Raw genomic sequence first — 22,749 nt, 5'->3', positions numbered from 1 at the left:
ATGGCCGCGCTCGTCGCCGGGGTCGTCTCCCGACGACGAGCACCGCCTCAGTGCCCGTGCCCCGACAGTCCGCCGGGAGTGCGCTGCTCGATCGGGATCTGCTCCCAGCGCTGGGCCAGCTGCTTCTCCGACGGCGTCGTGATGAAGCCGGCCGGAGCATAGAACCGGGACTCGACATACGGGTCCTCGTGCCCGACGGCCTGCCCGCTGAGATCCTGCACGCCGATCTTCCCGTGCGCGCGGTAGTGCTGGATCGTGCGGATGACGGCCATGACCACGACCGTGATCGTCAGCACCACGAACAGGATGGACAGGGTGCCCTGCACGGTCGTGTTGCGCACGACCGCCTCCATGGCCTCCGTCGTCTGCGCGGTGCCGTGGCTCGTCTCGCCATCGGCCAGCGCCTTGCGGAAGGCCGCGTTGTTCGCCCAGTAGCCGATCGCGGGGTTCGAGGAGAAGATCTTCTGCCACGAGCCCGTGACCGTCACGGCGAAGTCGAAGGCCAGCGGGACGATGATGATCCACAGGTAGCCGAAGCGGCCTCGGGAGGCGGCGATCGTCAGGCAGACCGCCAGCGCGATCGCGGCCAGCAGCTGATTGGCGATGCCGAACAGCGGGTAGAAGGTGTTGATGCCGCCCAGCGGGTCGGTGACGCCGAGGATCAGGATCGATCCCCAGCCGGCCACCATCAGCGCCGTGGTCAGCCACGCTCCCAGCCGCCAGTCCGGGTCGCGGAAGCGCGGGATGAAGTTGCCGAGCGAATCGCTGAGCATGAAGCGGGCCACACGGGTGCCGGCGTCGACGGCGGTGAGGATGAACAGCGCCTCGAACATGATCGCGAAGTGGTACCAGAAGCTCATCATGGAGGCTCCGCCGAACCACTGGTTCATGATCCCGGCCAGGCCCACAGCGAGGGTGGGCGCGCCGCCGGTGCGCGAGACGATCGACTCCTCGCCCACGGCGTCTGCCGTGCCCTGGATCTGCTCCGGTGTGACGTCCACACCGGCCAGTCCCAGCGAGTTCACCCAGGCCACGGCACCCTCGACCGTGCCGCCGGTGGCGGCGGGCGAGGAGTTCATGGCGAAGTAGATGCCCCGGTCGATCGAGATCGCAGCGACCAGCGCCATGATCGCCACGAAGGACTCCATGAGCATGCCGCCGTAGCCGATCAGGCGCGTCTGGCGCTCCTTCTCGATCATCTTGGGGGTGGTGCCCGAGGCGATCAGCGCGTGGAACCCGGACAGGGCGCCGCAGGCGATCGTGACGAACAGGAACGGGAACAGCGCGCCGGAGAACACGGGGCCGTCGGTGCGCCCGGCGAACTCCGAGACCGCCGGCACCGAGATCTCCGGACGGACGACGACGATGGCCACCGCCAGCAGGAGGATGGTGCCGACCTTCATGAAGGTCGAGAGGTAGTCGCGCGGGCTCAGCAGCAGCCACACGGGCAGCACGGCGGCGACGAAGCCGTAGATGATCACGAACCACGCCAGCGTCACGCGCTCCAGGGTGAACAGCTGGACGCCCCAGTCGGTGTCGGCGACCCAGCCGCCGGCCACGATCGCGAGCATCAGCAGCGCGAAGCCGACGATGGAGATCTCCAGGACTTTGCCCGGGCGGATGTAGCGCAGGTAGATGCCCATGAACAGCGCGATCGGGATGGTCATGCCCACCGAGAAGACGCCCCACGGGGACTCGCCCAGAGCGTTGACGACCACCAGGGCCAGGATGGCCACGATGATGATCATGATCACGAGGGTCGCGATGATCGCCGCCCAGCCGCCGACCGGTCCGAGCTCGTCCTTGGCCATCTGGCCCAGGGAACGGCCGCCGCGGCGCATGGAGAAGAACAGCACCAGGTAGTCCTGGACCGCACCGGCGAGGATCACGCCGACGATGATCCAGATGGTCCCGGGCAGGTAGCCCATCTGGGCGGCCAGCACGGGGCCGACCAGCGGGCCGGCGCCGGCGATCGCGGCGAAGTGGTGGCCGTAGAGCACGCGGCGGTCCGTGGCCAGGTAGTCGCGGCCGTTGGCCTTGTACTCCGCCGGGGTGGCGCGGAAGTCGTCGGGCTGGGCGAGCTTGCGCTCGATGAACTTGGAGTAGAACCGGTAGGCGATGAAGTAGCTGCAGACCGCTGCCAGCACGAACCAGATCGCGTTGACGGTCTCGCCGCGCACGATCGCCAGCATGACCCAGGCCAGTCCGCCCACCAGGGCGATGGCGACCCACAGGGCGATCTTGGCCGGGGTCCACTTGGCCTGCTCGGCCTCGAGGACCTCGGGTTCGACGGCGGCCGGAGGAAGGTCGGTGCGCGGATCAGTGGTGCCGGATCCGCCGGCTCCGGGCGGTGTGACGGTGGTGCTCATGGAAGGCTCCTGGTGAGGGAGAGGGGAAGGCGCGGCCTCGACCGGAGGGCCGGGGCCGCGCACCTGTCACCGGGAGTCTAAGCCGGAGGGTGATCCGCTTCACGGGGCGGGCGCCGCGGGCGGGCCGCCGCCCCGCAAGCGCATCGAGTGGCCGATTTCCCACTGCCAGCTCATCCGGAGGCCAATTCCTCACCGCTAGCCGACGGAAGTGGTGAGGATCCGGCCGCTCGATGAAGGTGCGGTGGGGAATCGGCCTCTCGATGGCCTCGCCGGTCCTCGATCACGGGGTCAGCAGGATCTTGCCGATGTGCGTCCCCGAGTCGAAGTGCTCATGCGCCTGCGCGGCCTGATCGAGCGGTAACTCCCTGTCGAGAACAGCGCGGATCTGGCCGGAGGCCACGAGCGGCCAGACGTGCTCGTGGACCTGCGCCATGATCCGAGCCTTCTGATCCGCCGGCCGAGCACGCAGCGTGGTGGCCACGAGATGCTGGCGCTTCACCATGAAAGAGCCCAGATCGATCTCGGCCTTCCGACCGCCCTGCAGCCCGATGATGATCAGCGTCCCGTCCACCGCCAGCGCCTTGAGGTTCGGCTCGAGGTACTTGGCGCCGACGACGTCGAAGATGATCTCCGGTCCGCGGCCATCGGTCAGCTCCTTCACCCGGCCCACGAAGTCCTCCTGGTCGTAGCGGATGGCCTCCGCGCCGAGCTCGCGGACGAACTCGGCCTTGGCCTCGGAGCTCACGGTGGTGATCACGCGCATGCCGATCGAACGGGCGATCTGGATGGCCGCCGTGCCGATGCCGCCCGTGCCGCCGTGCAGCAGCAGCGTCTGCCCGGACCGAGCACCGGCCTCGATCACGAGATTCGACCAGACGGTGGCCAGCACCTCGGGCAGCGCGGCGGCATCCGTCATGGACAGGGCATCCGGCACTGGCAGGACGTTCGCCGCCGGGGCGACGACCTCTTCGGCGTAGCCTCCCGAGTCCATCAGGGCGCAGACTCGGGCCCCGGGCACCAGGACGTCTCCGGACAGGGCGTGCTGCGGGGCCTCGGCGCCGACTTCGAGCACGCGGCCGGAGATCTCGAGTCCGTAGATCGCGGAGCCGCCGTCGGGAACCTTGTAATGACCGGTTCTCTGGAGGACGTCGGCGCGGTTGATCCCGGCATGCTCGACGCGGATTCGGATCCCGTCGGCGGTGAGCTCGGGGACGGGTTGATCGGTCACGGTCAGGACCTCGGGTCCTCCGTGGTCGGCTTCGGCGACTGCGCGCATGGTGGGCCTCCTGCGATCGTCGGGGTGTGTCGTGCCCAGGCTACGGAGGCGGGCAGACGCCCGCCGCGTCGATTCGGCTCCCAGCGCATGCCAGTGGAAGAATGAGCCGATGTGCGGGCGGTGCATGCCGACCCGTCACGGGAAGGTTGTCCGAGCGGCCGAAGGAGACGGTCTTGAAAACCGTTGTGCAGCGACCCTGCACCAAGGGTTCGAATCCCTTACCTTCCGCGCAGAGCAGCTGAGAGCCCCGACCCCCGCGGTCGGGGCTCTCGCCGCATCACCTGCGGTAGTTTCATCGCCATGGACCAGACGCCGCCCGCCCCCGCCGACAGCCGCTCCCGACGCCACGAGGTGACGCTGCGGTTCCTGGCAGCGCCCACCGATGAGGGGCATTCCGGGACCGTCGACGCCGGCCGGGTCCTGGAGTGGGTGGACAAGGCCGCCTTCGCCGCGGCCGCCGCCTGGTCGGGCTCCTACTGCGTGACCGCCTACGTGGGCAACATCCACTTCGAGTACCCCGTGCAGGTCGGCGAGATGGTCGAGGTGACCGGCACGGTGCTGACCACGGGCCGGTCCTCCATGCACATCAACACCGTGGTGCGCTCGGGCGATCCCAAGACGGGCGAGCTCGAGCAGCGGGCCCGGTGCCTGACGATCTTCGTGGCCGTCGACGGCAGCGGGAAGTCCACGCCCGTGCCGAGCTTCGAGCCGCGGGGCCTGGAGCAGGAGCTGGCCCGTGACTACGCGCTCTCACGCATCCCGATCCGCGAGGAGATCACCGCCGAGATCGCCCGCCAGGACTTCAGCGCGGAGGGCACCGGCGAGCGCGAGGTCCTGCGCTTCCTGGCCGCCCCCACCGATGTGAACTGGGGCGGCAAGGTCCACGGCGGCATCGTCATGGAATGGATCGACGAGGCCGCATATCTCTGTGCGACCCGCTACTGCGGCCGGGACACCGTGGCCGTGTTCTCCGGCGGCATCCGCTTCATGCGCCCCCTGCACATCGGGGATCTGGTCGAGGTCGACGCCCGCCTGATCTACACCGGGACGAAGGGCATGCACATCGCCGTGGAGGTCCGCTCCGGGGATCCGAAGTCCCGCGAGCTGGAGGTCACCACCAATTGCCTGACAGTCATGGTGGCCCGCGACGAGGAGGGCACCTCCGTGCCCGTCCCCGCCTGGGAGCCGGTGACCGAGGCGGATAAGCGGCTGTGGCAGCACGCACGCACGCTGCTCGAGATCCGCAGCCGCGCCCAGGGCAATCGGCTGCCGAATCACCTGCTGGAGGAGTCCGGCGAGTCGACGACGTCCGCCTGAGGCCACGCGGCGCCGGGAGGCTCAGCGCCGCGGCACGACCAGCCGCACGGTCCCGGAGACCAAGCTCTCGAGCGGGCCGGGGCCTTCCCCGCCGGCCCGCCACAGCGCGGCGAGCCCCAGCAGCAGGAGCACATGCAGCACGTACAGGTCGGTGAGCTCGGACAGGATCACGTGCAGCGTGTACATGCTCAGCGGCATGGAGCCGGCCGCGAGCACGGGCATCAGCAGGCGGGTGCGCTCCCCTATCGCCAGGCAGATCAGGACGCACACGGCGATGACCGCCGCCGCGATGCCCGAGGTGAAGACCAGGTCGAAGGTCGTCGACGAGTGCGGACCGACCGTGACCAGCCACCACCATGTGGTCGTGGGCGTGCTCCCGTGGCTGCCGATGGTCTGCGCGGCATACGGCGAGCCCCAGGCCAGCGGCGACAGACCGGAGCCGGCGCGCTCGAGGGCCTCGTGCCCGCCTGCGGACAGCAGCAGCTGCGAGCTCACCCAGGCCGCAGCGGCCAGCAGGGCGCCGACGGCCCCGGCCCAGGCGGCCGTGGCGGCGCTGCGCCAGTCGAGCCGGGCCAGGAGCAGCCCCACGAGGAGGTAGCCCATCCACTGCAGCACCGGGTAGTAGCCGGTGAGCAGGACTCCGAGGGCCAGCTCCCCCGGCTGAGCCAGGTGGGAGAGCTCGGGCGCTTCGACGGCGCGCTGGAGGCCGAGCCCGTCGCGGATCAGGTGGGAGGCCACCGGGGAGGCGACCAGCCAGAGCACGGTCGTGGCCGCCAGCCATCGGGCCGGAAGACGCAGGACCAGCGGGGCGAGCAGGAACAGCACCCCGTAGTTCACCAGGACCACCGCGATCGAGCTCGACAGCGATCCCAGCACGAGTCCGAGGATCGCGATCAGCACGCCGCGCACCGCCAGTGAGGCAGCCGCCTCGCGCCAGCACCCATAGCGCCGCGTGGACAGCTCGACGGAGAACCCGGCCAGCACCGCGAACAGGGCTGCCGCCTTGCCCGCGATCAGCCCGACGGGCTGCGGATCACCGGCCGCATCCACCAGGTCCATCGTGTGGGTGGCCATCATCCCGAGCAGGGCGACGGCCCGCGCCAGATCGATGCCGAGCATGCGGGCCCCCGGGTCCGGGCGCGTCGGGGGGCTCGAGGGCTCGGAAGCGATGAGGGGCACGCCCTCACTGTGCCTCACATGCTCGGGCCTCGGCCACGCGAGCCCGTCGCACCGCTAGGATCGACGGTGCGGCGCGCAGGTCGTGGGACCTGCACCGCTGAATGACCCCACACGGGAGCCCGGGCACGGGCTGAGAGGAAGCTGACGCGGCTTCGACCGTCGAACCTGCTCCGGTTCATACCGGCGAAGGAAGTGAGAGCTCGATGCCTTCTGCACCCCTGTCCGCCCCCGCGACCGCATCCTCCGACGGGCGCCCTCCCGCACCGACCCGCCGCGCGATCCGCGGCGGGATCATGGGCAACTACGTCGACCAGTTCGACATCTTCCTGCCCGTGATCGCCCTGGCTCCGGTGTCGGCGCAGCTGTTCGGCGATCACGACATCGTGCGCAATGCCGGCCTGATCTTCGTGGCCACCCTGCTGGGCCGCCCGCTCGGGGCCATGATCTTCGGCCCGATCGCCGACCGCGCGGGCCGGGTGCTCATCACCCAGGTCGCCCTCGCCGGCATCTGCCTCACGACCCTGCTGATCGCGCTGGTCCCCGGGCACGAGGTGCTCGGCGCGGGCACGTTCCTGGCGGTGCTGGCGCTGCGCCTCCTGGGCGGGATCTTCCTGGGCGGGGAGTACACCTCGGCGATCCCGCTGGCCATGGAGTGGGCGCGCCCGCGCTCACGCGGTCGTCTCAGCGGGATGATCATGGCGATGTCGCCGCTGGCCAACGCCAGCATCGCCGCCGTCACCTTCCTCCTCCTGCTGCTGCTGGACGACAGCGAGTACGCCGCCTGGGGCTGGCGGCTGCCGTTCCTGCTCGGCGCCGCCCTGGCCGCTGCCATGCTGATCTACTACCGCCTCATGGTCGAGGAGGCTCCGCAGCGCCGGCGCCCGGCCCGTTCGGCGCACCCGCTGGCGCAGCTCGTCAGGGGCAGCAGCCGCCGGTCGCTGCGGCAGGTCCTCGTGCTGATGACCGGGCTGTGGCTGCTCACCTACATGGCAGTGCCCACCCTGACCGCCCAGCTCTCGCGCATGCCGCAGCTCGAGCCGCAGACCGTCTCCCTCGTCATGCTGGGCGCGACGGCCGTGTCCGCGCTGGCCATGGCCGGGGCGGGTGCGCTGTCCAGTCGGATCGGGCGGCGCCGGTTCTTCGTGGGCTTCGGGCTGCTCTGCGCAGCGGTCTCCCCCGTCATCCTCCTGGCGCTGCTGTCCGGGGCCCTCGGAGCCGGCATCGGCACGGTGCTGCTGCTGGCAGCCGCGCTGCAGGTCACGACGGTGACCGGCTACGGGCCGGTGGGCGCCTATCTGACGGAGCGCTTCCCCGACGAGATCCGGGCCAGCGGATACGGGGTGGCCTACAGCATCTCGATCGTGCTGCCCGCTCTCTACCCCTACTACCTGCCGCCGCTGCAGCAGCTGCTCGGGCCGCACGCGGCGATCGCCGCGGTGCTCGCGGTGGGCGGGCTCCTGGTGGCCCTCGGCGGGCTGCTCGGCCCCGAGCCAGATCGGTCGGGTCCGCTGCCCGACTGATCGGCAGATCGCGGCTCACAGGCAACTGCCAGCCGCCTGAGGCCCTCGGCGGCGGGGCCTTGAGCGGGACAGGCGCATCATGTACGCCATGATCGCACCGCCCTCCCGCGCCGCCGCCTGGCTGCTGGCAGGATCCCCCTCCGCCTCCTACGGCGCCCCGCATCGCCGACCCGATCGCGACGAGAAGACCCATCCCTGGTGGAAGGTCATGTGCCTGTCCGGCGTGGACTACTTCTCCACCCTGGGCTATCAGCCCGGCATCGCGATCCTGGCCGCCGGGCTGATCTCCCCGCTGGCCACCCTGGTGCTGGTGGCCGTCACACTCTTCGGCGCGCTGCCGGTCTACCGGTGGGTGGCGGTGGCCTCCCCGCACGGCGCCGGCTCCATCCGGATGCTCGAGACGCTGCTGCCGCGCTGGAGCGGCAAGGTGCTGGTCCTGTGCCTGCTCGGCTTCGCGATCACGGACTTCGTCATCACCATGACCCTGTCCTCGGCCGATGCCGCCGTGCACATCGTCGAGAATCCGCACGTGCCAGCCGAGGCGCATCACTGGCAGTTCTGGGTGACCGTCGGGCTGCTCCTGCTGCTGGGCGCGGTGTTCATGGCCGGGTTCTCGGAGGCCATCAGCGTGGCCGTCGTCCTGGTCCCCGTGTATCTGAGCCTCAACGCCGTGGTGCTGGCGGTGGGCTGGTGGCAGATCGCCCGCTCGCAGGAGATCGGATTCGCGCAGTGGTGGCATGCGGCGCTGAGCCAGCACTCCTCGCCCTGGGCGGCGGTCGCCGTGGCTGCACTGGTGTTCCCCAAGCTGGCGCTGGGCCTGTCCGGCTTCGAGACCGGGGTCTCCGTGATGCCTCTGGTGCGCACCTCGCGGGGCTTGCGGGGCCGCGTGGAGGGCACCCGACGACTGCTCACGACCGCTGCGCTGATCATGGCCGGGTTCCTGCTGACCTCGTCGCTGGTGTGCACGATCCTGATCCCGGCCGGGGACTTCGAGCCCGGCGGCGCTGCCAACGGGCGGGCCCTGGCCTACCTGGCGCACAGCCTGCTGGGCGAGACCTTCGGGTCGGTCTACGACCTGTCGACGGTGCTGATCCTGTGGTTCGCGGGCGCCTCGGCGATGGCCGGTCTGCTCAACCTCATCCCGCGCTACCTGCCGCGCTACGGCATGGCGCCCGAGTGGACCCGCGCTCCGCGGCCGCTGGTGCTCACGATCCTGGCTGCCGCCCTGGTCGTCACGGCGGTCTTCCGCGCCGACGTGGATGCGCAGGGCGGGGCCTACGCGACCGGGGTGCTGGTACTGATGCTCTCGGCCTCCTTCGCCTCGACCCTGTCGGCCGGAAAGCGGGGGCACCGACGCGCCGCCGTGGGATTCGCGGCGATCACCGTGGTGATCGCCTACACGACCGCCGACAACATGATCAGCCGCCCCGATGGCCTCCACGTGGCCCTCGTGTTCATCGCGGCCCTGCTGGCGGCGTCGTTCGCCTCGCGGGTCTGGCGGGCCTCGGAGCTGCGGATCCGCAGCATCGATTTCGACGAGACCTCCCAGGACTGGCTGCGCAGCTGCCGCGGCCGCACGGTGCGGCTGATCGCGCACCGGCCGCGCACCCAGCTGGGCGCAGCAGGGGCCCAGGCCCAGCAGCTCCTGCTCAGCGACCCCGACCTGGCCGAAAAGCTGCGCGACGAGCGCGAATGGCATCGTCTTCCCTCGGCCGACGGCGTCCTGTTCGTGGAGGTGACCCTGCGCGATCCATCGGACTTCGAGGACCGGCTGCGCGTGAGCGCCCACGAGATCGACGGCCACCGCGTCCTGCGCGCCGAGGGCTCGTCGGTGCCCACCTGCCTGGCCGGCGTGGCCCTGGCCGTCCGGGACCGGACGGGGCGGCCGTCGCACCTCTACCTCGAGTGGTCCGACGGCTCGCCCCTGGTCAACTCCCTGCGCTTCCTGCTCCTCGGCCGCGGTCAGACGGCGACGGCGGTGCACGAGGTCCTGCGCCGGGCGGTGCCGCGCAAGCAGGACCGCCCGTTCGTGCACGTGACCTGAGGCTCCGCGCAAGCAATGGGGCCGTCCGTGACGGACGCGATCTCCTCGTCCGAGTGGGGTTCGACGAGCGTGCGTGCTGGCAGAGGCCCTCGGACGGGCCTCTGCTCATCGGCCGAGCCGGCGACTCAGCCCTGCGACAGATCCCGCGACGGGGTGTCCGCCGTGGACGGCTTGCCCACGTAGGCCCCGCGGTACTTGGCCGCCGGGTGGGTGTCGAGCACCTTGGTCTGCCCGGCGCCGTAGACGTTCTCGCGCAGGGTGGGCCCGTCGTAGTCCGTGCGGTAGCGGCCGCGCTTCTGCAGCTCCGGGACCACGTGCTCCACGAAGTCCTCGAACGAGCCCGGGGACACGTGGTAGGCCAGGTTGATCCCGTCCAGCCCGCCCTCGTCGATCCAGGTCTCGAGCTGATCGGCCACGGTCTGCGGGGAGCCCACGACCACGTCGCCCATGCCGCCGATCGCGCAGTGGCGGGCGATCTCCTCGCGGGTCCACTGCTTGGCCCCGTCCTGCATGGTGAACGGAGTGAGGAAGGACTGGATGGCCTCGGTCTTGACATAGTTCAGGACCTCGTCCTCCTGGAACTTGGACAGATCCAGCCCGGACCAGCCGCCGATGATGGCCTGCGAGGCCTCCAGGCTGGCATAGCTCTGGTACTCGCGGTACTTGGCCTGGGCCTTCTCGTCGGTCTCGTCGACCACGACGGAGAGCATCGCGTAGATCTTCACGTCGTTCCGATCGCGCCCCTCGGCCTCGACCTTGTCGCGGATCCGGTCGGTCATGTGCCGGGTGAGGTCCGGGCGCAGGGCGCCGATGAACACGGCCTCTGCGTGCTTGCCGGCGAAGGCCTGACCGCGCGAGGACGCTCCGGCCTGGAAGATCAGCGGCGTGCGCTGCGGGCTGGGCTCGGTGAGCGCCGCACCAGGCACCGTGAAGTGCTTGCCCTGGTGCTGGATCGGGTGGACCTTGGCCGGATCGGCGTAGATCCCGCGCTCCACGTCCTTCACGACGGCGTCGTCCTCCCAGGAGCCCTCCCACAGCTTGTAGCAGACGTCGAGGAACTCCTCGGCGAGCTCGTAGCGCTCGTCGTGCTCGATCTGCGTGGGCAGGCCCTGGTTCTCGGCGGCCGAGGGCAGGTAGGAGGTCACCACGTTGAAGCCCACGCGCCCGCGGGTCAGATGATCCAGCGTCGCGTACTTGCGGGCCAGCGTGTACGGCTGCTCGTAGGTGACCGCACTGGTCACGCCGAAGCCGAGGTTCTTCGTCACCGCGGCCATGGCGGAGATCTGCATGAACGGATCGTTGACCGGGACCTGCGCGCCGCCGGCGATCGAGGGGGCGGCCGAGTTGCGGTAGATGTCGTAGATGCCGACCACATCGGCCAGGAACAGGGCGTCGAAGCGGCCCCGCTCGAGCACCTGGGCCAGGTTCGTCCAGTACTCGATCGTGTTGTATTCCGTGGCCCGCGAGCGCGGGTGGCGCCACAGCCCGAAGCTCTGGTGATCCACGCAGGTCATGTCGAAGGCGTTCAGGGAGATCCGCTTGGCCATAGAAGGCTGCTCCTGAGAAGACAGACCCGCGCCCCGTGCGCCGCTCATGCCGCGGCCAACCTGCGGGTCCAGCGCGTGCGTGCGCCGTACTTGCCGCACGCGGTCTAGCGAGCGGCCCGATCCTCACCTGGGGCACCCCGCTACGGGAGAGGGTTGCCGTCCGGCCAGCCAGGGCTGTGGGCCGGAACTCTTGATCGTGTGAGCGTCATCCTATGCACACCTGAGGCGACGGTGCGAAGCCCGTGCCGCGCGTTGCCCCGCTCGTCCTCCGATTTGCTGTCTCCCCGGACCAGGGCATTGAATGACCCCCGGTTCCCATCCGGAGCGGTACGAGAGACCTGGCTCGTCGACGCCGCAGCAACCAGTGCCGTCCATCCGCGGCACGAGGTGCTAATGCCAGGACCGATGGAGTGATGTGATGATCTCTGCACCCCCGTCCGCCCTGAGCACGGTCGATGCCGCCGCCCTGACCTTCGACCGGGTCGGCAAGTCCTTCCCGTCTTCCGGGGGCCGCCGGCGCGACGTCCTGGCCGATGTCAGCTTCGAGGTCCGCCCCGGGGAGATCGTCTCCGTGCTGGGCCCGTCGGGCTGCGGCAAGTCCACCCTGCTGCGCGCGGTGGCCGGTCTCGGCACGGCCACGGCCGGCCGGGTCCTGATCGACGACGCGCCCGTGCGCGGCCTGGACCCCCGCTGTGCGGTGGGCTTCCAGGAGCCGCGGCTGCTGCCGTGGCGCACCGTGGCCCGCAACGTGGCGCTCGGACTGCCGCGCGGCGTGCGCGGCCGCGAGGCCGAGCAGCGGGTGGCCCACCTGCTCGAGCTGGTCGGGCTGTCCAGGCATGCGGAGGATCGCCCGTCGGAGATCTCCGGAGGCATGGCGCAGCGGGCCTCGCTGGCTCGGGCGCTGGCGCGCAACCCGCAGGTGCTGCTGCTCGACGAGCCGTTCGGCGCGCTCGACGCACTGACGCGCCTGAAGATGCAGGACCTGCTGCTGGAGATCCACGCCGCCGATCCCACGACGGTCCTGCTGGTCACCCACGACGTCGAGGAGGCCCTGGTGCTCTCCGACCGCGTGGTCGTGCTCGGGACGCCGCCGGAGGGCGGGCCGGCGGGCATCCAGGAGATCCTCACGGTGGACTCGCCCCGCCCGCGCCACCGCGATGATCCCGAGCTGACGGGTGCCCGCAGGCACCTGCTCGGCCTGCTGGGCGTGGAGGCATGAGCGGGCTGACGCGTCGTCGCCTGCTGGGCCTGGCCGCCGTCGGGGCCGCCGCCGCGCCCCTGTCCGGGTGCGTCATGGAGGGCGAGGGCCCGGGCCGCGGCATGGCCTCCGGCTCGGACACCGAGATCTACCTGGACTACGCGACCTACAACCCGCTGTCGCTGATCATCCGCGAGAAGGGCTGGCTGGAGACCGTCGCCGCCGAGGGCGGCCAGGAGGTCCACTGGACGTTCTCGGCCGGGTCCAACAAGGCCAACGAGTTCCTGCGCGGCGGGGCGATCGACATCGGCTCGACCGCGGGCTCGGCCGCGCTGCTGGCGCGCACCAACCGCTCCCCCATCCGCGCGATCGACATCTGCTCCCAGCCGGAGTGGGCAGCACTCGTGCGCACCGCGGACTCGCCCCTGCGCTCGGTCGAGGATCTGCGCGGCAGGTCGGTGGCGGCCACCAAGGGCACGGATCCCTACTTCTTCCTGCTGCAGGCGCTATCAGCGGCGGATATGGGCTTCGACGAGACCACCGTGGTCAACCTCCAGCACGCCGACGGCCGCTCCGCCCTGACCAGCGGGCAGGTGGACGCCTGGTCCGGGCTCGACCCGATCATGGCCGGCGCCGAGCAGGACGGGGCGGTGCTGTTCCAGCGCGACCTGGCCTTCAACACCTACTGCTTCCTCAACGCTCGCGAGCTGTTCCTGGAGATCAACCCGCGCGGGGCCCAGATGGTCGTGGACGTCTACGCCCACGCCCGCGCCTGGGCGCTGGAGAACCCCCAGGAGGGCATCGCGATCCTGGCCGAGGCCTCCGAGATCGAGACGACGACGGCCGAGCGGGTCTGGGAGCGCACGCACCTTGACATCGACCCGGTCCCCGGCGACGACCAGCTCGAGGTCCTCGAGCGCATCGCCCCGATCCTCGTGGAGACCGGTGACGTCCCCGACTTGGAGACCGTCCAGAAGGCCATCGACACCATCCTCGACGCGCGGTTCGCGCAGGAGGCCAGCGCCCAGCGCGCGGCCGAGATCATCGAAGGGCACAGCGCATGAGCGTCACGACCACCTCCGCACCAGCCTCCGAGGCTCCGGAGCCCGCGGGCTCCGACCGTCCCGGCTCCCAGCGTCCGGACTCGCAGCGCTCGGTCCGCACCCCCGCCCCGCGGGGCTCCATCCTGCGCAGCCCCTGGGCCCGGGTCGGCCTGGGACTGCTGCTGCCGGTGGCACTGCTCGCGCTGTGGCAGCTGCTGTCCACGAACGGCACGTTCTCCCCGGTGCAGCTGCCGCGTCCCCTGGCGGTCCTGCAGGCCGGTGGCGAGCTGCTGACCGACGGGGCGCTGTGGACCCACATCGGGATCTCGACCCAGCGCGTGGTCGTCGGATTCGTGATCGGCTCGCTGCTCGGGCTGGCCGTGGGCTCCCTGATCGGGCTCTCCCCCTGGGCCAGCGCCCTGGGCTCGCCGCTGATCGGGGCGCTGCGCGCGGTGCCGTCGCTGGCGTGGGTGCCGCTGCTGCTGCTGTGGATCGGGATCGGCGAGAACTCCAAGGTGACCCTGGTGGCCATCGGCGCGTTCTTCCCCGTGTTCACCACGGTCTCGACCGCTCTGCGGGAGGTCGACCGCCATCTCGTGGAGGCCGCCCGATCCTTCGGCTTCTCCGGTCTGCGCCTGCTGCTGACCGTCCAGCTGCCGGCGGTCATGCCCTCTGTGATCTCCGGCCTGCGTCTGGCCCTGGCCCAGGCCTGGCTGTTCCTGGTGGCCGCCGAGCTGCTCGGCTCCTCGATGGGCCTGGGCTTCCTGCTCACCGACTCCCAGAACAACGGGCGCACCGACCGCCTGCTGCTGGCCATCGTCCTGCTGGCGATCCTGGGCAAGCTCACCGACGCCCTGCTCGGGCTGTTCGAGCGCTGGGCCCAGGCCCGCTGGGGCGCGGTGCGCCGGACCTGAGACCCTGGAAGCCGTCCTCGACCCGTTCCGAGAACCCGCCCGCAGCCGCGGGCACCCCGCAAGGAGCACCAGTATGAGCGCACCGCAGTCCTACTCCGATCCCCTGGCCCCCACGCCGAATCCCGCGCGGATCTCCGATGAGGCGCGCGTGGCCTTCTGGGCCGAGCAGGCCTCCCGCCTGGACTGGGCGCAGCCGTGGCACACGACGCACCGCTTCGCCAAGCCGCAGCGGATCGGCACCGACGACGACGGCAGCCCCACCTACTCGGTGCCCGAGATCGCCTGGTTCGAGGGCGGCAAGCTCAACGTCGCCGTCAACTGCGTGGACCGCCATGTGGAGGCCGGGCGCGGCTCGCACGTGGCCCTGCACTTCGAGGGCGAGCCCGGCGACCGCCAGACCTGGACCTACGCCGACCTGCAGAAGGCCGTGGCCCGGGCTGCGAACGCGCTGGAGTCGCTGGGCGTGGTCCAGGGCGATCGCGTGGTGATCTACCTGCCGGTGATCCCGGAGACCGTGATCATCACGCTGGCCTGCGCCCGGATCGGGGCGGTGCACTCACTGGTCTTCGGAGGCTTCTCCGCCGAGGCGCTGCGCTTCCGCGTCGAGGACACCGGCGCCAAGGTGCTGGTCACCACCGACGGGCAGAACCGCCGCGGCAAGGTGGTGCCGGTCAAGGCCCAGGCAGATGAAGCGTGTGCCGGCACCAACGCGATCGAGCACGTGCTCGTGGTGCGCCGGACCTCCCGGCCCGGCAACGCGAAGCTGCCGGTCGGCAAGCGCGGGGCGCGCTCCAAGGACCAGATGGAGCTGCCCTGGACCCAGGGCCGGGACCTGTGGTGGCACGAGCTGCTCGAGTCGGTCTCCGACGTCCACGAGGCGCAGGCCTTCGACGCCGAGACGCCGCTGTTCATCATCTACACCTCCGGTACCACGGGCCGCCCCAAGGGCCTGGTGCACACCATGGGCGGCTACCTGGTCCAGGCCGCCTACACGCACGCGCTGCTCTTCGACCTGCTGCCGGATGCCCCGGACGAGCACGGCGTGCTGCGCCCGCAGGAGCTCTCCGCCGTCAACGACCCCGCCAAGGTGGACGCGACCGTCCACTGGTGCACCGCCGACCTCGCCTGGGTCACCGCGCACACCTACGAGATCTACGGGCCCCTGGTCAACGGCGTCACCGAGGTCATCTACGAGGGCACGCCGAGCACCCCGGACTTCGGCCGGCACTTCGACATCATCGAGCGCTACGGCGTCACGACCTACTACACCGCCCCCACGCTGATCCGCTCGCTCATGGGCGCGTTCCCCAAGGGCCTGCCCAAGGTCTGGAACCTGTCCTCGATCCGCCTGCTGGGCACGGTGGGCGAGTCCATCAACCCCGAGGCCTGGCGGTGGCTGCACGAGCAGGTGGGCCGCGGCGAGGTCCCGTTCGTGGACACCTGGTGGCAGTCCGAGACCGGCTCCTGCGTGGCCTCGCCCCGGCCCCACGATCCGCAGTTCGCCCCTTCCGGAACGTTCCCCGAGGGCACCCCGCACACCGCGGCCAAGCCGGGCTGCGCGGTGCGCCCCGTTCCCGGGGTCTCGACCCGCGTGGTGGACGCGGCCGGCGAGGAGGTCGCTGCGGGCGAGCAGGGCCTCGTCGTGGTGGATGCGATCGGGCCGTCCATGGCCCGGACCGTGTGGGGAGACCCGCAGCGCTACCTGAGCTCGTACTGGGCGGACTTCGGCGAGCGCGGCTGGTTCCTGGCCGGCGACGGCGCCCGGCTCGACGAGGAGGGCGATCTCTACATCCTCGGCAGGGTCGACGACGTCATCAACATCTCGGGGCACCGGCTGTCCACGATCGAGATCGAGTCGGCGCTGGTCACGCATCCGCTGGTCGTCGAGGCCGGGACCGCTCCGGTGGCCGATGCGCTGACCGGCCATGCCGTTCTGGCCTGCGTGGTGCTCACCTCGGAGGGCCGTGCCCTGCCCGAGGCCGAGGTCCGCGAGACCCTGCGCGCCCATGTGGCGCAGGAGATCGGCCCGATCGCCAAGCCGCGCGAGGTGATCCCCGTGCCCGATCTGCCCAAGACCCGCTCCGGGAAGATCACCCGGCGCCTGCTCGCCCAGCTCTACGAGGGGCGGCCGCTGGGCGATCGCTCGTCGCTGCAGAACGAGGGGTCGCTCGAGGCGATCGAGCAGATCTTCTCGGCGCGCGGCTGACCCGCACCCACCATCGCCGCCGCGTCGCCCTGCTTGCAGGGCCCCACCCGGCGGCACAGACTCTCCAGCAGGACCCACGCCAGGGGCGCGCCCCACGAGGAGGACACATGGCCGAGCACCAGTTCGGATTCCGCACCCGTGCGCTGCACGCAGGCGGGACTCCCGATGCCGAGCATGGGGCCCGCTCCGTGCCGATCTACCAGACCAGCTCGTTCGTGTTCAAGGACGCCGACGATGCCGCCAACCTGTTCGCCCTGCAGAAGTACGGCAACATCTACTCGCGCATCGGCAACCCCACGGTCGCGGCCTTCGAGGAGCGCGTGGCGTCCCTGGAGGGCGGCATCGGCGCCGTGGCCACCGCCTCCGGCATGGCCGCCGAGTTCATCACCTTCGCCGCGCTGTGCGGGCAGGGCGATCACATCGTGGCCTCGTCCCAGCTCTACGGCGGCACGGTCACCCAGCTAGACGTCACCCTGCGCCGCTTCGGCGTGGAGACCACGTTCGTGCAGGGCACCGACCCGGCCGACTTCCGGGCCGCCCTCACGCCGCAGACCAAGGCCGTGTACACCGAGCTGATCGCGAACCCGTCGGGCGAGATCGCCGATCTGGACGGGCTGGCGGCCGTGGCCCACGAGGCCGGGATCCCGCTGGTCGTGGACGCCACGCTGAACACCCCGTACCTGAACCGGCCCTTCGAGCACGGTGCGGACATCGTGATCCACTCGGCCACCAAGTTCCTGGGCGGGCACGGCTCCACGCTGGGCGGCGTCGTCGTCGAGTCCGGGCGCTTCGACTGGGGCAATGGGAAGTTCCCTTCCATGACGGAGCCGGTGCCGTCCTACAACGGCGTGAGCTGGTGGGGGAACTTCGGGGAGTACGGCTTCCTGACCAAGCTGCGCTCCGAGCAGCTGCGCGACATCGGCCCGGCGCTGTCCCCGCAGTCGGCCTGGAACCTGCTGCAGGGCGTGGAGACGCTGCCGCAGCGCATCGACGCCCACGTGGCCAACGCCCAGGCCGTCTCCGAGTGGCTGGAATCGGACCCGCGCATCTCCTACGTGAACTACGCGGGGCTGCCCGGGCACCCGCATCACGAGCGCGCGCAGAAGTACCTGCCGCAGGGCCCCGGCTCGGTCTTCGCCTTCGGCGTGGCCGCCACCGCCGAGCTCGACGCCCGCGAGGTGGGCGGCCGGTTCATCGAGGGACTGCAGCTGGCCTCCCATCTGGCCAACATCGGCGACGCCCGCACCCTGGTGCTGCACCCGGCCTCCACCACGCATCAGCAGCTCACCGCCGAGCAGCTCGTCTCAGGAGGCGTGGGCCCGGACCTCATCCGCATCTCCGTGGGTCTCGAGGACGCCGACGACATCCTGTGGGACCTCGATCAGGCCCTCACCACCGCCACGGGCATCACCCGCGAAGGAGCCTCCGCATGAGCAGCCAGAACCGCACCTGGGTGGGCCCCAGCGCCCCCGAGCGCCTGAACATCCTGCGCTCCACGAAGTCCATCGCGATCGTCGGGATGTCGAACAAGCCCTCGCGCGCGTCGTACTTCGTGGCGACCTACCTGCTGTCATCGTCGCCGTACGACGTCTACTTCGTGAACCCCGTGCTCGACGAGGTGCTGGGGCAGAAGGTCTACCCCTCGCTGGCCGACCTGCCCGTGGTCCCGGACCTGGTGGAGGTCTTCCGCAAGGACGCCGACCTGCCCGGCGTGGCCCGGGAGGCCGTGGACATCGGCGCCAAGACGGTGTGGATGCAGCTGGGCTCCTGGAATGAGGAAGCCGCGCGGATCGCCGAGGACGCCGGGCTCAACGCCGTGATGGACCGCTGCGTGAAGATCGAGCACGCCCGCTTCCACGGCGGGCTGCACCTGGCCGGCTTCAACACGGGCGTCATCTCGTCCAAGCGACAGGTCACCGCCTGAGCTGACGCTCCTTCCCCGCCGCGCGCCAGCGTGCCTCCGCGCGCTCTTCGCCTGCGAGAGCGCGGACGAGCACGCAGGCGCGCGTGGTCGCGCTCGCGCTCCATGCCGCCCCAGCGGGCGGCGTCGATGTCCCTGTCCGCCAGCGGCACCAACAACGGGTTCGTGGGCGCTCCCCTGTTCCTGCTGCTGATCCCGGAGTCTGCGGGCCTGGCCATCGGCATGTCCATGCTCGTGGACAACGTGGTGATCATCCCCGCGGCGCTGATCCTGTTCCAGGCGGCCTCCGGGCGCGGCGCTCCCCTGGGACGACGGATCGGCGGCATCGCCCGCAGCGTCCTCACACACCCGCTGATCATCGCGATCGCCCTGGCCCTGGTCCTGCTGCTTCCCGCGCTCGGGCTGCCCGGGCTGGCCCCAGACCTGGCGGCGGCCGCGCTGCTGACCTGCGCGCTGCCGTCGATGTCGATCGCCGCAGCCCTGGCCGAGCAGCACGGGGAGGGCGAGTTCGGAGCCGCGGCGCTTCTGCTCTCCACGGTGGCCTCGTTCCCGACGCTGACCGCCTGGCTCTTCGTGGTCGGCGCCCTGGGCTGGCTGCCCTTCTGACGCGGCGACAGCCTGAGCCCTGCCGCCGGCCCCTGCCTGATCGCCGTCAGCTCGCGGCTGCGTCCTCGGTGGACTCCGGCGCGGCCTTGTCCTTGGTAACGCCCGAGATCAGGCTCATGCCCAGCGCGACGGCCATTCCGGCGGCGCCCGCGACCTGTAGCTCGATGAGATCCATGAGCACCAGGATCACTGCCGTCGCCGCGCTGACGAGCAGCTGCCGCGACTTGAAGACCGCCGCCTGGCGGGTCCACACCTCGCGCGACAGGGTGAGCACCGATCCATAGGGCTTGCGCAGCATCGAGGTCGGCATGCACCACACGCCGGCAGCCAGCATGGGAGCCATGATCACGGAGGGGATGACCAGCTCGTTCCCGAGCAGGGGAGGCAGCAGCGCCACGACGAGCACGGCGATGCAGCCTTGCACTCAGTCCTGCGAGCGCTCCCCAGATCCGGCGGCGCCGGTGCCGATCGCCAGAGCGATGCCGACGACGACAGCAACCCCAGGGTCGAAGACGTTCAGGAGGACCAGACCGAGCGTTGCCGCGCCCGCCACGTACAGCTGCAGCGCCTTGAGCCGGGCGGTCCGAGCCGTCCACACCTCCCGACCCATGAGAAGCGCCGAGCCGGTCTGGTCCGAGCTGAAGGAGGTGGGGGCGCACCAGGCGCCCACGATCAGGGCGATCGCGGAGACCACCGCCACCAGGACGTGGGCGCCGGAGATCAGCGGCAGGAGCAGGGCGAGGGCTGCGGCCACGACGGCGGTGGCGATCAGCGGGGGTCTCAGCATGAGCCCATTCAATCCGAGCCGAGCGGGCTTGTCCTCAGTCTCCCGGGGGATGACGACGCCGCTCCAGAGGCCTATGCCTCTTGACCGCGTCGGCGACCCCTCCGTTCTATGGAGCCTTGGATTCGGTCCCACGGCAGGGCGGGCGGGGCAAGGACTCGCTGTGCTTGGCAGCAGCGGCGGTACTGGGCATCGGGCACGGACTATTCAGCCTCTACTGGGCCGGTGGCGGTCAGTGGCTGCTGAGCACGGTCGGGGATGTCGCGTCGCAGTTCGACGGACGCCTGTGGCTGCTCGTGCCGGTGGGGCTTGTGAAAGTCACCGCTGGCCTGGCGCCGTGGCTGCTGGCCCGCAGCGGGTGGCCCCTGGCTCCGCTGAGCCGTACGGTCTGCTGGCTCGGTGCCGCTGTGCTCATCCTCTGGGGAGGGCTCAGCACCGTGACCGCCCAGCTCGTGCTCGCCGGGGTCATCCAGCCGGATGGCGGCTTCGACCGCAGCTCGATGCTGGGCCATGCCTGGCTGTGGGATCCCTGGTTCGTCGCGTGGGGAATCGGCCTGGTCATCGGCCTGGTCCGCTCCCGTCGGGGCCCGCCCCGGCGCCGCTCGACGACGGCGCCGGGGGCGACAGATGAGCTCGCGCGCGATTGACTGGCCCCATGGAGATCCTCAAGCAGTACCCGGTGCTGGACACCGACGACGTCGACGCCGAGGCCGACTTCTGGGCCGCAGTGCTCGGCGGGACTGCCGAGCCGGACTTCCAGAGCGCGGCCGGCGAGTGGCGCACGATCGTGGTGGACGGCCGCGAGGTGCTGGGCATCCAGCTGGCCCCCGATCACGTCCGCCCGCAGTGGCCCGACGGCCCCCAGCACCAGCAGATGCACCTGGACCTCTACATCGCCGACCTCGAGGCCGCCCACGCGGAGGTCACGGGGCTGGGCGCCGAACTGCTGCAGCCGGCCGAGGATCCCGCCGCCGCGCGCGGATTCCAGGTCTACGCCGACCCCGCCGGCCACCCGTTCTGCCTCTGCTGGGGCTGACACGGCCGTAAGGGAGGCTTGAGCCCCCTCCCGCGCCTACGTGCCTCGAAGCGCCACGTGACACTGCAGGGCGCATTAAGGCACGTAGGCGCGGACAGAAGAGGGCGCGACTCGGCGAGAGTGCCGAGTGTCAGTGAGTGTGGTGCGCGTGCCGGGCGATGTGGGACGCGCTTCCGGGTCCCGTTGAGCCCGCACCGGGAGCCGCAGAATCCGAGGCGGCGGCTTCGGACGAGGCCCCGGTGAAGGCGCCGATCGCCAGGGCGACACCGATGCCGAACATGGCCGCCATGGCCGCACTCAGCAGCTCGAGGCCCTCGAGTCCCACCAGCACGCCGCCGGCCACCACGAGCTGCAGGGTCTTGAGGCGAGCGAGCCGCTGGGTCCAGACGTCCTGGCCCACCGTCAGCAGCGAGCCGATCTCGCCCTGCGTGTAGGTCGCCGGCACGCACCAGGCCCCGATCACGGCGATCAGCCCGGCCACGATGCTGACCGAGACGAACTCGCTGCCCACCAGCGGCACCACGACAGCGACGACCACCACAATGGCCGGGGTCGCGATCAGCGGTGCTCGAAGCATGAATACATTCAATCGCACACAGATCGCTGCACCATCCGGATGACCGGTCATGTCAGCTGCCACATAGGGGGACGGCCGACAGCGGGTGCTGTCGGCCGTCCTGAGGCGCTGCGGGAGTCGTTGCAGGTCAGCCCACAGGGACCGGCGCCTTGACCAGGGAGTACAGGTCCTTGGGGTCGTCGGGATCGGCGATCAGGTCGATGTGCTGCTGGAGATCCGTGTCCGCCGTGGCATCGCGGACGCAGCGCAGCGCGGAGAAGTCGGAGATCGCGAAGCCCACGGAGTCGTAGAGCGTGATCTCGTCGTCCGATCTGCGGCCCGGGGCAGCACCGGTGAGGACCTGCCAGAACTCGACGACCGGGAACTCGGGCTCCATCTGCTGGATCTCGCCCTCGATGCGGGTCTGCGGGGTGAACTCCACGAAGACGCTGGCTCGGCGCAGGATGTCCGCCTCGAGCTCCGTCTTGCCGGGGCAGTCGCCGCCGACCGCGTTCAGGTGCACGCCGGGGCGCACCTGATGATCCGAGAGCACCTTGTTCTGCGCCTTGTCGGCGGTGCAGGTGGTGATGATGTCGGCACCCTCGACGGCCTCGTCGACCGAATCGGCCAGGGTGATCCGGAAGCCGAGCGGCTCCAGGTTCCGGCGGAGCTTCTCCATGGCGGCGGGATCGACGTCGTAGACCCGCAGGTCCTCGATGCCGAGCACCGAGCGGAAGCCCAGGGCTTGGAACTCCGACTGGCTGCCGGCGCCGATCAGCGCCATGACCTTGGAGTCCTTCCGCGCCAGCTGTCGCGCGAACATGACCGAGTTCGCGGCGGTGCGCAGCGCGGTCAGCAGGGTCATCTCGGCGAAGAACGTGGGATAGCCGTTGTCGACATCCGAGAGCATCCCGTAGGCGGTCACCGTCTGGTACCCGCGGGCGGGGTTCGACGGGTGCCCGTTGACGTACTTGAAGCTGTACGTCTCGAGATCCGAGGTGGGCATGAGCTCGATGACCCCCACCGGGGTGTGCGTGGCCACGCGCGGGATCTTGTCGAAGCGCTCCCACTTGCGGAAGTCCTCCTCGATGTAGCCGACCATCCTCTCGATGATCGATCCGACGCCCTCGCGCTGGATCCACTGCGCCATGGACGGAACATCCACGAGCTGCGGCATACGGCCTCCTTCTGACGTGTTGGGGAACTGCTGCTGACGAGCTGCTGCACGGTTCG

At 70.6% G+C, this 22,749-nt stretch carries 20 protein-coding genes, 1 tRNA gene and 3 riboswitches; of the genes, 13 read left to right on the top strand and 8 right to left on the bottom strand.

Features of this window, described 5'->3' with window-relative positions; translation table 11 throughout:
- Positions 1-47: 47 nt before the first annotated feature.
- Together QSJ40_RS11410 and QSJ40_RS11405 are read right to left on the bottom strand one after the other, a co-directional pair.
- Complete coding sequence (locus QSJ40_RS11410) at positions 48-2,369, bottom strand: carbon starvation CstA family protein (RefSeq protein WP_006214681.1); 2,322 nt, start codon at positions 2,367-2,369, stop codon at positions 48-50.
- 280 nt (positions 2,370-2,649) lie between these two features.
- Positions 2,650-3,645 (bottom strand): NAD(P)H-quinone oxidoreductase, encoded by a 996-nt coding sequence (locus QSJ40_RS11405; protein ID WP_285731042.1) that lies wholly within the window; start codon positions 3,643-3,645, stop codon positions 2,650-2,652.
- Between the two features lie 140 nt (positions 3,646-3,785).
- On the opposite strand from QSJ40_RS11405, the gene QSJ40_RS11400 reads away from it, so the two are divergent.
- Positions 3,786-3,873 (top strand) — tRNA-Ser (locus tag QSJ40_RS11400).
- A 72-nt stretch (positions 3,874-3,945) separates the two neighbouring features.
- Positions 3,946-4,962 carry an acyl-CoA thioesterase gene (locus QSJ40_RS11395; RefSeq protein WP_285731040.1) on the top strand — a complete coding sequence of 339 codons (1,017 nt, stop codon included), beginning with the start codon at positions 3,946-3,948 and terminating at the stop codon, positions 4,960-4,962.
- Between the two features lie 21 nt (positions 4,963-4,983).
- On the opposite strand, the gene QSJ40_RS11390 is transcribed toward QSJ40_RS11395, so the two are convergent.
- A complete protein-coding gene (locus QSJ40_RS11390; RefSeq protein ID WP_285731037.1) occupies positions 4,984-6,141 on the bottom strand; it encodes a heparan-alpha-glucosaminide N-acetyltransferase domain-containing protein in 1,158 nt (385 codons plus the stop codon).
- A 101-nt stretch (positions 6,142-6,242) separates the two neighbouring features.
- Positions 6,243-6,350, top strand: a riboswitch (TPP riboswitch).
- Here QSJ40_RS11390 and QSJ40_RS11385 point away from each other — a divergent pair.
- Entirely contained in the window at positions 6,345-7,661 is a 1,317-nt protein-coding gene (locus QSJ40_RS11385) for an MFS transporter (RefSeq protein ID WP_285731036.1), read from the top strand. (Overlaps the previous riboswitch by 6 nt.)
- A gap of 88 nt (positions 7,662-7,749) precedes the next feature.
- Entirely contained in the window at positions 7,750-9,705 is a 1,956-nt protein-coding gene (locus QSJ40_RS11380; protein ID WP_200860743.1) for an APC family permease, read from the top strand.
- Between the two features lie 125 nt (positions 9,706-9,830).
- Here QSJ40_RS11380 and QSJ40_RS11375 read toward each other — a convergent pair whose 3' ends face one another.
- Positions 9,831-11,252 carry an LLM class flavin-dependent oxidoreductase gene (locus QSJ40_RS11375; RefSeq protein ID WP_285731084.1) on the bottom strand — a complete coding sequence of 474 codons (1,422 nt, stop codon included), beginning with the start codon at positions 11,250-11,252 and terminating at the stop codon, positions 9,831-9,833.
- Between the two features lie 81 nt (positions 11,253-11,333).
- A riboswitch (SAM riboswitch) is annotated at positions 11,334-11,448 on the bottom strand.
- Positions 11,449-11,564: 116 nt separating this feature from the next.
- Positions 11,565-11,672: riboswitch (SAM riboswitch) on the top strand.
- On the opposite strand from QSJ40_RS11375, the gene QSJ40_RS11370 reads away from it, so the two are divergent.
- The 7 genes from QSJ40_RS11370 (at position 11,671) to QSJ40_RS11340 (ending at position 19,140) form a co-directional block, all read left to right on the top strand.
- Complete coding sequence (locus tag QSJ40_RS11370; protein ID WP_278857288.1) at positions 11,671-12,471, top strand: ABC transporter ATP-binding protein; 801 nt, start codon at positions 11,671-11,673, stop codon at positions 12,469-12,471. (Overlaps the previous riboswitch by 2 nt.)
- Positions 12,468-13,514, top strand: a complete 1,047-nt coding sequence (locus QSJ40_RS11365; RefSeq protein WP_285731031.1) for an aliphatic sulfonate ABC transporter substrate-binding protein — start codon at positions 12,468-12,470, stop codon at positions 13,512-13,514. The genes QSJ40_RS11370 and QSJ40_RS11365 overlap by 4 nt, the downstream gene beginning before the upstream one ends.
- A complete protein-coding gene (locus QSJ40_RS11360; RefSeq protein WP_285731029.1) occupies positions 13,511-14,407 on the top strand; it encodes an ABC transporter permease in 897 nt (298 codons plus the stop codon). The genes QSJ40_RS11365 and QSJ40_RS11360 overlap by 4 nt, the downstream gene beginning before the upstream one ends.
- Before the next feature lie 73 nt (positions 14,408-14,480).
- Positions 14,481-16,613, top strand: coding sequence for an AMP-binding protein (locus QSJ40_RS11355; RefSeq protein ID WP_285731027.1), 2,133 nt, complete (start codon positions 14,481-14,483; stop codon positions 16,611-16,613).
- A gap of 107 nt (positions 16,614-16,720) precedes the next feature.
- Entirely contained in the window at positions 16,721-18,046 is a 1,326-nt protein-coding gene (locus tag QSJ40_RS11350) for an O-acetylhomoserine aminocarboxypropyltransferase/cysteine synthase family protein (RefSeq protein ID WP_285731025.1), read from the top strand.
- Positions 18,043-18,537 carry a CoA-binding protein gene (locus QSJ40_RS11345; RefSeq protein WP_006214693.1) on the top strand — a complete coding sequence of 165 codons (495 nt, stop codon included), beginning with the start codon at positions 18,043-18,045 and terminating at the stop codon, positions 18,535-18,537. Before QSJ40_RS11350 ends, QSJ40_RS11345 begins: the two co-directional genes overlap by 4 nt.
- A gap of 126 nt (positions 18,538-18,663) precedes the next feature.
- Entirely contained in the window at positions 18,664-19,140 is a 477-nt protein-coding gene (locus QSJ40_RS11340) for a hypothetical protein (protein WP_285731022.1), read from the top strand.
- A gap of 46 nt (positions 19,141-19,186) precedes the next feature.
- On the opposite strand, the gene QSJ40_RS11335 is transcribed toward QSJ40_RS11340, so the two are convergent.
- The gene (locus QSJ40_RS11335) at positions 19,187-19,564 is read right to left on the bottom strand and encodes a hypothetical protein (protein ID WP_285731021.1); all 378 of its coding nucleotides are present in this window, start codon (positions 19,562-19,564) and stop codon (positions 19,187-19,189) included.
- The gene (locus QSJ40_RS11330; protein WP_285731019.1) at positions 19,565-19,927 is read right to left on the bottom strand and encodes a hypothetical protein; all 363 of its coding nucleotides are present in this window, start codon (positions 19,925-19,927) and stop codon (positions 19,565-19,567) included.
- A gap of 164 nt (positions 19,928-20,091) precedes the next feature.
- On the opposite strand from QSJ40_RS11330, the gene QSJ40_RS11325 reads away from it, so the two are divergent.
- Complete coding sequence (locus tag QSJ40_RS11325; RefSeq protein ID WP_285731017.1) at positions 20,092-20,571, top strand: DUF3995 domain-containing protein; 480 nt, start codon at positions 20,092-20,094, stop codon at positions 20,569-20,571.
- Between the two features lie 8 nt (positions 20,572-20,579).
- Positions 20,580-20,960 (top strand): VOC family protein, encoded by a 381-nt coding sequence (locus tag QSJ40_RS11320; RefSeq protein WP_053446876.1) that lies wholly within the window; start codon positions 20,580-20,582, stop codon positions 20,958-20,960.
- A gap of 130 nt (positions 20,961-21,090) precedes the next feature.
- Here QSJ40_RS11320 and QSJ40_RS11315 read toward each other — a convergent pair whose 3' ends face one another.
- Together QSJ40_RS11315 and ocd are read right to left on the bottom strand one after the other, a co-directional pair.
- Positions 21,091-21,537: a hypothetical protein gene (locus QSJ40_RS11315; RefSeq protein WP_285731014.1), complete on the bottom strand. Its 447-nt coding sequence runs from the start codon at positions 21,535-21,537 to the stop codon at positions 21,091-21,093.
- Between the two features lie 127 nt (positions 21,538-21,664).
- A complete protein-coding gene (gene ocd / locus QSJ40_RS11310) occupies positions 21,665-22,693 on the bottom strand; it encodes an ornithine cyclodeaminase (protein ID WP_285731011.1) in 1,029 nt (342 codons plus the stop codon).
- Positions 22,694-22,749: the final 56 nt, after the last annotated feature.

The organism is Kocuria sp. NBRC 114282, assembly GCF_030268385.1.
GTDB classification, from domain to species: domain Bacteria; phylum Actinomycetota; class Actinomycetes; order Actinomycetales; family Micrococcaceae; genus Kocuria; species Kocuria palustris.
The sequence above is the reverse complement of the archived record's forward strand: the minus strand, read 5'-3'. Positions and strand labels throughout refer to the sequence as shown.